At 25.0% G+C, this 9,398-nt stretch carries 8 protein-coding genes and 1 pseudogene; 3 read left to right on the plus strand and 6 right to left on the minus strand.

All coding sequences use genetic code 11. The annotated features are described in order from the left end of the window. Together ACERKK_RS07855 and dbpA are read right to left on the minus strand one after the other, a co-directional pair. Window positions 1–1,250, minus strand: a 1,250-nt coding sequence (locus ACERKK_RS07855) for a nitrate- and nitrite sensing domain-containing protein (protein ID WP_373772531.1), incomplete at its 3' end; no start/stop codon positions are given. A 29-nt stretch (window positions 1,251–1,279) separates the two neighbouring features. Continuing rightward, window positions 1,280–2,692 carry an ATP-dependent RNA helicase DbpA gene (gene dbpA / locus ACERKK_RS07860; RefSeq protein ID WP_373772538.1) on the minus strand — a complete coding sequence of 471 codons (1,413 nt, stop codon included), beginning with the start codon at window positions 2,690–2,692 and terminating at the stop codon, window positions 1,280–1,282. 167 nt (window positions 2,693–2,859) lie between these two features. Between dbpA and ACERKK_RS07865 the strand changes: the two are divergent. Beyond that, window positions 2,860–5,094, plus strand: a pseudogene (locus ACERKK_RS07865) (methyl-accepting chemotaxis protein); the annotation flags it as partial. A 163-nt stretch (window positions 5,095–5,257) separates the two neighbouring features. Here the strand turns inward: ACERKK_RS07865 and ACERKK_RS07870 are convergent. The 3 genes from ACERKK_RS07870 to ACERKK_RS07880 form a co-directional block, all read right to left on the minus strand. Beyond that, window positions 5,258–5,788 (minus strand): DedA family protein, encoded by a 531-nt coding sequence (locus ACERKK_RS07870; protein ID WP_373772532.1) that lies wholly within the window; start codon window positions 5,786–5,788, stop codon window positions 5,258–5,260. Window position 5,789: 1 nt separating this feature from the next. Continuing rightward, the gene (locus ACERKK_RS07875) at window positions 5,790–6,422 is read right to left on the minus strand and encodes a hypothetical protein (protein ID WP_373772533.1); all 633 of its coding nucleotides are present in this window, start codon (window positions 6,420–6,422) and stop codon (window positions 5,790–5,792) included. Window positions 6,423–6,541: 119 nt separating this feature from the next. Next, window positions 6,542–7,276 (minus strand): 5-oxoprolinase subunit PxpA, encoded by a 735-nt coding sequence (locus tag ACERKK_RS07880; RefSeq protein ID WP_373772534.1) that lies wholly within the window; start codon window positions 7,274–7,276, stop codon window positions 6,542–6,544. 151 nt (window positions 7,277–7,427) lie between these two features. Between ACERKK_RS07880 and ACERKK_RS07885 the strand changes: the two genes are divergently transcribed. Further along, window positions 7,428–8,063 carry a TIGR00730 family Rossman fold protein gene (locus ACERKK_RS07885; protein ID WP_373772535.1) on the plus strand — a complete coding sequence of 212 codons (636 nt, stop codon included), beginning with the start codon at window positions 7,428–7,430 and terminating at the stop codon, window positions 8,061–8,063. A gap of 10 nt (window positions 8,064–8,073) precedes the next feature. On the opposite strand, the gene ACERKK_RS07890 is transcribed toward ACERKK_RS07885, so the two are convergent. After that, window positions 8,074–8,310 carry a hypothetical protein gene (locus ACERKK_RS07890; protein WP_373772536.1) on the minus strand — a complete coding sequence of 79 codons (237 nt, stop codon included), beginning with the start codon at window positions 8,308–8,310 and terminating at the stop codon, window positions 8,074–8,076. A 285-nt stretch (window positions 8,311–8,595) separates the two neighbouring features. On the opposite strand from ACERKK_RS07890, the gene ACERKK_RS07895 reads away from it, so the two are divergent. Beyond that, window positions 8,596–9,396, plus strand: a complete 801-nt coding sequence (locus ACERKK_RS07895) for a DUF4197 domain-containing protein (protein WP_373772537.1) — start codon at window positions 8,596–8,598, stop codon at window positions 9,394–9,396. Window positions 9,397–9,398 lie beyond the last annotated feature (2 nt).

Below are 9,398 nucleotides of genomic sequence, written 5' to 3' on the forward strand. Positions count from 1 at the left end.
ATACTTTCTCTTGATTTCTCTTCTTTTAATTTCTCTAATAAAATTAATTTTAAAGGGCATTCTTCAGCAATAAGTTTTATCTCTTTTGTATTTGTAACTAATGATATAAATGCAAAAGACATATTTGAGTTTGCAGATATTAGTTTACTAATTTTATCAAATAACTCTTTTTCATCTTCAGTTTTAAGAAGGAACTTATTTGTTTTATTTAGTAATTGATAGATTTCTTTTTGTTTTTTTACTTTCAAGAAACTTTTTTGCTCATTAAAAATAATATTTTTAAGTACAAAAAGCAAACTAATTAATGTTACAAAAGAAACAAATAAAAAACTAAGACTAAGAAGTTGAGCTAAATAAGCATCTTCTTCTATTTCTTGTGTAATTTTTAAAATTTCTACTTTAATATAATCATACGTTTTTTGCAAAGAATCAATTTTTTCATTTGATAAATTTAACCATGTAGTTAAACTAAGTTCATTACTATTTAAAATATTTTCTAAATTATTTTTAATTTCTAGGATTCTATTTTCAGTAGAAAAATTTGTAACTTTATTAAATTCATCAATTTCAACTATTTCAGCTTTTAGTAAAAATTGTTTTATATTAATATATTGTTTTAAGTTATTTTCAATTAACTCTTTTTTTATTTCTTCTGTAAAAGTATTACCTAATAATAAAATAGAAATAATATCATTTTGAATTGTGAAATTCTCTTTTACACTTAGTATATTATTTAAATATGATGTTTTATTATTAAATTCTGTTGCCATTTTTATTGGTTTCATTGATGTTATTGTATTTAATAACATGTTATTTATAGAACTATATTTATATAAGATATCTAATGATTTAATATCATAATTAAGAACTTGTTCTCTTAAAAATGAGAGTTCATAAAAAGATTGCTGAACTTTTTTAATATTTACAATTAAATGCCCATCTACTTTTTTTAATGAAGAAACAGTTGCAAGATAATTTTCATAAATATTATTGGTATCTAATCTTTGATTTTTAAGCTTATTTATAAACTCTTTTTTATTTGCATATAATACTGAATAAGTACGCTCTTTTTGTATAGAATCAACAAGCTTCTCTGTTACAGTAATATATTTAATATTATGCTCAATATTATCTACTTCACTTAAAGTACCTATTTTTTCATATACTAAAACAGTACTAAAATATAACATACCCAAAGCTGGTAATGTAAATACTAATATGATTTTTAAAAAAAGTGTATTTTTAAACAAAAGTGCCCTTATATCTTAAAACCCATGAATTACTTTTCATAGATTTTAAAATACTTTCCTTTAATTCTATTATTACTTAGACCATCTAGTGCTTTTTTTACAACTTCTTTTTTAACTGCAACGTATGAACAAAAATCCATAGAATCAATTTTCCCTATATCATCTTTTTGTAATCCAATTCCAGCTGTTAAAGCACCTAAAATATCGCCTCTTCTAAGTTTTTGTTTTTTCCCGCCATTTATAAATAGTGTTCTATATTCACTATCAATTTTATAAGATAGGTCATCATTAACATTTTCAACTCTATCAAATTTAATATCTTCAAATCTATCTTTTAAATCATCTACAATATCTTCATCATTTATAGTACATAATGAAATAGCTAAACCACCCTTACCTGCTCTTGCAGTTCGTCCAATTCTATGAGTATGAGTTTCTACATCTCTTGCTAAATCATAATTAATTACTAAATCAATATCATCAATATGTAAACCTCTTGAAGCAACATCTGTTGCTATTAAAATTGGATATGATTTATTTGAGAAAAATACAATTGTTTCATCTCTTTGCTTTTGGTCTAAATCAGAATGTAAAGTTAAAACATCTAAACCTAAATCATATAATTCATCACTTAAGCTATCACATTGAATTTTCATATTACAAAAAATTAGTACTGATTGCGCTTTATTTGAAGAGATTAATGCAGGAATTAATGATGATTTATTTTCAGCATTAACATTATAAAACTTTTGTTCTATTTTTACTTTTTCTTCATTTTCATTTTTTACAATTATTGCATTTTTCATAAATTTATTAGATAAGTTTTCAATATTTTCTTGATAAGTTGCAGAAAATAATAATGATTGTCTATTTTTTGGTAGTACATTTATAATTTTTTCAATATCTTCGAAAAATCCCATATCCAGCATTTTATCAGCTTCATCTAATACAAGTGTATTTACTTCATTTAAATTAATATTTTCTTCATTTATATGTTTTAAAATTCTTCCAGGTGTTCCTACAATTATATGAGCTCCGTGAAATAGTGATGCAACTTGAGGTCTATAAGCAACTCCACCACAAAGTGTTAATACTTTTACATTATGAATATGACGTGAAAGTTTTCTAATTTCAAGAGCAATTTGATTTGCTAATTCTCTTGTTGGTGCTAAAACAATTGATTGAATTCTAAATTTCTTAACATCTAGTTTATTTACAATTGGAATTGAGAATGTTACGGTTTTCCCTGAACCTGTTTTTGCTTGTCCTATAACATCTTTGCCTTCTAAAGCAATAGGTAAAGCTTTTTCTTGAATATCAGTCATTTTTTTAAATTCAAGAGTTTTTAAATTTTCTAAAAAATCTTTTGGTAAGTTTAATGTATCAAATGTAGAAATGGTGTAGCCTTTATTAATATTTTTAACATTATAGCTAAATTTTATTTTATAGTATCTGTAAGCAAATTTTATTTTAAATTTAAAAAAGTTATTAATTATAGTTAATTGTTTTTTTTATTATGAAAAGAAGTTATTTTAATAAAAACAATGCTAAAATCGATGTTAAATTGTTGATTTAAAAATCAATATAGCAATAGGTGAAAAGGAATATCATGCTATCAAAGTTATCTATAAAACAAAAATTGATATTAATAATGTCAATTCCCTTATTTGTAGTAATATTACTATCTGTAAAACTTACAGTAGAATTATTTAATCATAATACGGCATTAACAAAGTTAGAAAAAGTTGTAGTATTATCTACAAAAATTGGTGCATTAGTTCATGAAACTCAAAAAGAGAGAGGAATGACAGCAGGATTTTTAGGAAGTAAAGGTTTAAAATTTAAAACAGAACTTCCAAATCAAAGAGAAAATACAAATAATAGATTAGTTGAACTTAAGACTTTTTTATCTGGATTTGACTCAAAAGAGTATGGTAAGCAGTTTAATACAGATTTAGAAGATGCCTTAAATAGACTTTCTAATTTATCTGATATTAGAACTAATGTTTCAAGTTTAAATATTCAAACAGCAAAAGCTATTGGATTTTATACTAATACTAATAGTTCATTATTAAATGTAATTTCAAGTATTACAAAACTATCAAATGATGCAAAAATTTCTCAAAGAATTATAGGATATATGAATTTCTTATTATCAAAAGAAAGAGCAGGAATTGAAAGAGCAGTTGGTACTAATACATTTGCAAGAGATAACTTTGGTGAAGGAATGAAAGCAAAGTTTTATACTTTGATTGCTGCACAGAACTCATATATCGATGCATTTGCTAAAGTAGTTGATGAAGATTCTCAAAAATTTTATAAGGATACTGTAAAAGGTAGTTCTATTGATGAAGTTGTAAAAATGAGAAAAATTGCACTTTATAGTAATAAAGATGCAGAGTTTAATGTAGATCCATCTTATTGGTTTTCTGAAATTACTAAAAAAATCAATCTATTAAAAGAAGTTGAAAATTACTTAGCTCAAAAACTAACAAATGAAATTGAAGATAGAAAAAGTATTGCTAATACAGAAATGATAGTTTATGGACTTCTTAGTTTATTTGGTATTGCGCTAACACTTATTTTAGCAAGAACAATTGCCTTTACTATTATTTTAGATGTTGATTTAGTAAAAAAAGGTTTATCTGATTTCTTTGCATTTATAAACTTTGAAAAAGATGATATTAACTTTAAAATTATTGAATCTGATGATGAATTAGGTCTTATGTCTAGAATTATTCATGAAAATGTTGAAAAAACAAAACTTCATATTAAATCAGATAGAAAATTAATTGCAAATACTATTGAAGTTGCAAATAGAATTAATAAAGGGTATTTAGATAGTAGAATTGAAGTTGATTCAAATAATCCATCACTTAATAATCTAAAAAATATTATTAATGAAATGCTTGATACATTAAACTCAAATATACAAAATACAATGACTGTATTAAGTTCGTATTCTAAATTAGACTTTAGACCAACATTAGAAGATAATCACCTTGAGGGAATTATTAAAGAACTAGAAACAGATGTTAATGGTTTAGGTAAAGTTATTACAGAAACATTAATTGAAAATAAAAGAAGTGGTATGATATTAAGCCAAAATGCAGATATTCTTTCAAAAAACATGGATAGTATTTCAGAGGCTGCAAATAACCAAGCTGCTAGTTTAGAAGAAACAGCTGCTAGTTTAGAAGAGATTACTTCAAATATTACAAGTAGTACAGAAACTACATTAGAAATGGCAAACTATGGTAATAAAGTAAAAATATCAATTACTCAAGGTCAAAAACAAGCTGATGATACAGCAAAAGCAATGACTGAGATAAATGAACAAACAAGTGCTATTAATGAAGCAATTACAGTAATTGACCAAATAGCATTCCAAACAAATATTCTTTCACTTAATGCTGCTGTTGAAGCTGCAACAGCAGGAGAAGCAGGAAAAGGCTTTGCAGTTGTAGCACAAGAGGTTAGAAATCTTGCAAGTAGATCTGCAGAAGCTGCAAAAGAGATTAAATCATTAGTTGAAAATGCTAATATAAAAGCAAACGAAGGTAAAAACATAGCTAATTCTATGATTTTAGGATACGATGAGTTAAACCAAAACATTACAAAAACTATTGAATTAATTGAAAATGTAACAATGGCTAGTAAAGAACAATCAACAGGAATTGTTCAAATTAATGATGCTGTTAATAACTTAGATAAAATAACACAACAAAACGCAGCAAATGCAGCAGAAGCTGATTTAATTGCACAAAAAACACTAGAGATTTCTAATATGATTATTACTCATGCTGATGCTAAAGAGTTTAATGGTAAAGAAAGCATTAAAATTAGAAAAGCAATACAAGATGATAATTATACTGGAGTAGAAAGAAGAGAAACTTCAAAGAAATTTACTAATAATACAAAAACTGTAAATAAAGAAACTCCAAAGAGAAGTACAAATAAAAGTAATAACAATGATGATTGGGAAAGTTTTTAAACTTTCTCAATCACTAAATTTTCTTTAAAAAATAAGATACAAATAAAAATATCACTGCAACAATAGCTAAACCAAAATATTTAAAATTATCAGCCATATTTAAAATATACTCACCAGAAATATAACTTAAATAACCAACAACTAAAGCCCAAATTGTTGTAGCCATTATATTAATAACTATAAATTTGCTTGCTGAATATTTTGTTAAACCCATAGCAAGAGGTATTAAAGTTTTAATTCCATAAATATATTTTTGAATAAATACAACAAGTGAACCATATTTTCTCATCATTAAATGAGCTAAGGCAACTTTTCTACCATATTTTTTCATCATATCTTTTGCGTAATCTTTGTTTTTTCTAGCCAATGTAAATAAAAACTGATCACCTAAGAAGTTAGACGTTCCTGCAACCATCATAGAAATATAAATATTTAAATCACCTGCATAAGATAAAACACCTGCAAAAACAAGCCCTATAAATCCACCTCCAAATGAGTATAAAAATAAAGCTACATAACCCCAATCTCGTATTAAATCTTCCATATTAGTTATTTATTCCAAAATATTCTAGTGCTTCAATTACATCTTCATCATCAATTTCAATTAAATCATTTTTGATATTTTCTTTTGTTTGATTTATAATAAACTCTTTTACTTGTTTTTGAACATCATTGATATCATCAACAATTACAAATCCACTAAATTGAATTTCATTATCATAACAAAGCAATGTACCTTCACAATTATCTTCAATAAAATCACTAATTGCTCTATAATTAATATCTAAAGCACTTGCTTGCCATCCATAATCTTCAAGTGTTTTATCTTCAAATAATTCAACACCATCACTTTGATGATCAAAATATAACATTGAAGCTGTATTTAGTCCTATAATATTTTGCCAATTTTGTAAAGGTTTTATTTTACAAATAGCACCAACAATTGAAGGTTTATATGCCGAAAATACTTCATTGGCTAAAGCTTTAGCATCTAAAAGTGTTGATAACTTTTTTGAGTTATCACTTTTGAAGATTATTGCTTTATTTTTTGTATCTGCTTCATTTGTAATTACATTTCCATCAATATCAATAAAAAATGTATTTTTAGTATTACATAGATTTAAAATCTGTGTAATGTCAATATTTAATTCTATATTTTTAATATTTATTTTTTTCATTATTTTTTTCCTTATATAAACACTGCGATTCTATCAAAAATAGCATAAATATAATATTTTTAGATTAGGATGAGTTACTTTGTAGTGATTTTATTTAAACAGTTGTGAAATCAACATCTTTAATATAAAGCTTTTTTTAATATTTTAATAAATTCTAAGCCTTGATTATCATTAGCATGAACATTAATAGTATTAGCTTCTATGTATATTTTTCTACCATTTTTACTCTCTATAAATCCTCTATCTCTTAGATTTATAATTCGATTAGCTACTTTTAATTCATCATAAATAAAAGCATCAGAATCCATAGTTGAAATTAGTAAACCTTCATCATTATAATTTCTATTTGCAAAAACTTCAAAAAGTAGTGAGATATTATAAATTAATGCTGTATGTTTATAAGCCTCATTTCTGGGAGTTGAAAGAATCATTAATTTAATATTTTTATCAAAAGATGATATCGCATTTAAAACTGCTTTAAATATATTTTCATCTCTCATCATGTCATTATATAAAGCTCCTTGAGCTTTTACATAAGAAATTGCAGTTCCCTGAGCTTTACAAAAGGCACTTAAAGAACCTAATTGATATAAAACTATTGATTTAATTTCTTCAAGAGAACATATCATTGTTCTTCTTCCATTACCAACTAAATCATGATATGCAATATGTGCTCCAATAGTAATATTATTGTTTTTTACCAAAGTAACTGTTTTATTCATTGTTAAAGGATCACTTGCATGAAAACCACAAGCTATATTTGCCATATCTACATAAGGTACAAGTTCTTCATCAATTCCCATTTTCCAAATACCAAAACTTTGACCCATATCGCAATTTAGTTTAATATTCATTCTTTTTCCTAGTCTTGTTTCATTATTAAATTATAGCAAAGCTATCATATAATTTGCCAATAAAAACAAAACTTAAGAAAAAATACTAATTAAAATAACGGTCAATAGAATAAGAAATATAGACTTATAATTGTTTACTAAGGATAATAAAATGAAAAAGCAAGAAATTATTTATAAACAAAAAATTGCAGATGATTTCAATAATGGTAGAGAACTTTTACAAAATCTGCAAGATAATGTAACAATGTTTGGAAGTGCTAGAACTCACTCTTCTGATAAATATTCAATACTAGCTCAAACACTTGCATATAATTTAGCAAAAAATGATATAAATATTATTACAGGTGGTGGAGATGGTATTATGGCTGCTGCAAATAGAGGTGCATATAAAGCTAACAATGCTGAATCAATTGGCTTAAATATTCAACTTCCATTTGAGGCATCAAATAATCCATATACAACTAAAAGCCTTACATTTAATTATTTTTTTTCAAGAAAATATATGCTTGTAAAATACTCAAAAGCTTGTGTTGTTTTTCCAGGTGGATTTGGAACTTTAGATGAGTTATTTGAAGTTTTAACATTAACACAAACAGGAAAATCTACAAATTTAAAAGTTTATTTAGTTGGTTGTGATTATTGGAAGTATTTACTGAAATTTATTAAAAAGTCTTTATATAAAGAAGGTATGATTAATGAAGAAGACTTAGATATTATAACACTTACAGATGATATTGAATTAATACAAAAAGAGATACAAGAATTAGTGACAAATAAGAAGAAGTAATCTCTTCTTCTTAATTTTGATACATATGATATTTTTTATTTTCTTTTGATTTTCTTTCTTCAATTTTCTTATAAACTTCTAAAGCTTTTTGTTTCTCTTCTTCATTAATAGTTAAAGTTTGATACTCTTTTATTATTGAATCTAAAACCAAAATATACACTATACTATTTAATTTTAAAGAGTCTTCATTTCTCATTAATTTATCTAAATCAATTGCATAGACTGCTTCTTGGAAAGTGTAAAACAATCTTTGAGAAACATCATCTAATCTATATGAATACCCTAATATTGTAAAAAAGTTTTCTTCAAACTCATTTTTATACGCATTTTCTTCTAAATATTTTGCAAAATCCGATATTTCATCTGCATGATTTGATGCAATATCTTTTGCTTCAATGATTTTATTTTTAAAACTATGAATAAAATCACTTATTTTAATTATTTCTTCGATACTTTATCCTTTAACATAATAAATGTATTATATAATATAAAAAATAGATTATAGCAATAAAATTATACATTAGGAACATTCATGAAAAAAATATCTTTAGTAGCCGCAGTTTTACTTACAACAACAATTAGTTTTGCTTTTGATTTAGGAAGTATTACAAAAACAGTAATTGATAATGTAAGCAAACCTACAAATACTACGCAAACAAATAGTAACTTAAGCAATGACACAATATCAAGCGGACTAAAAGAAGCACTTAAAAATGGTGTTAATTTTGCAGTTAAACAATTAGGAGCAAAAGATGGTTATTTAAATAACTCACTTGTTAAAATTCCTTTACCTGATAATTTATCAAAAGCAGAAACAATTATTAGAAAAGCTGGAGGAAATGAAGTTGCAGATAACTTAATAAATTCTATGAATAAAGCAGCTACAACAGCAGCACCTAAAACTGCAAATATCTTTTTAGATGCAATTAATAAAATGAGTTTAGAAGATGCACAAAAAATATTATCAGGAAATGACACAGCAGCAACAAGTTATTTTAAAGAAAATACAACAAACTCTTTAAAACAGTTAATTACACCAATTATAAAAGAATCAATGAAAGAAAATCAAGTTGCTCAATATTATGAGACTGCAAATAATTTTTATAAGTCAAATATATCAGGTGTAGTTGAAAATTCTTCGGCTATGGGAATTGCTAAGAATTTTGGAGTTGATTCATATATACCAAAAAGTTCTGATGAAAGTTTAGATGAGTATGTTACTCAAAAAGCAATTGATGGTTTATTTAAAATGATTGCACAAAAAGAGACTGCAATTAGACAAAATCCAATTGAACAAACGACATCAATTTTAAAACAAGTATTTGGAAAATAAAC

Source organism: Poseidonibacter sp. (assembly GCF_041821165.1).
In the GTDB taxonomy this organism is placed as follows: Bacteria; Campylobacterota; Campylobacteria; order Campylobacterales; family Arcobacteraceae; genus Poseidonibacter.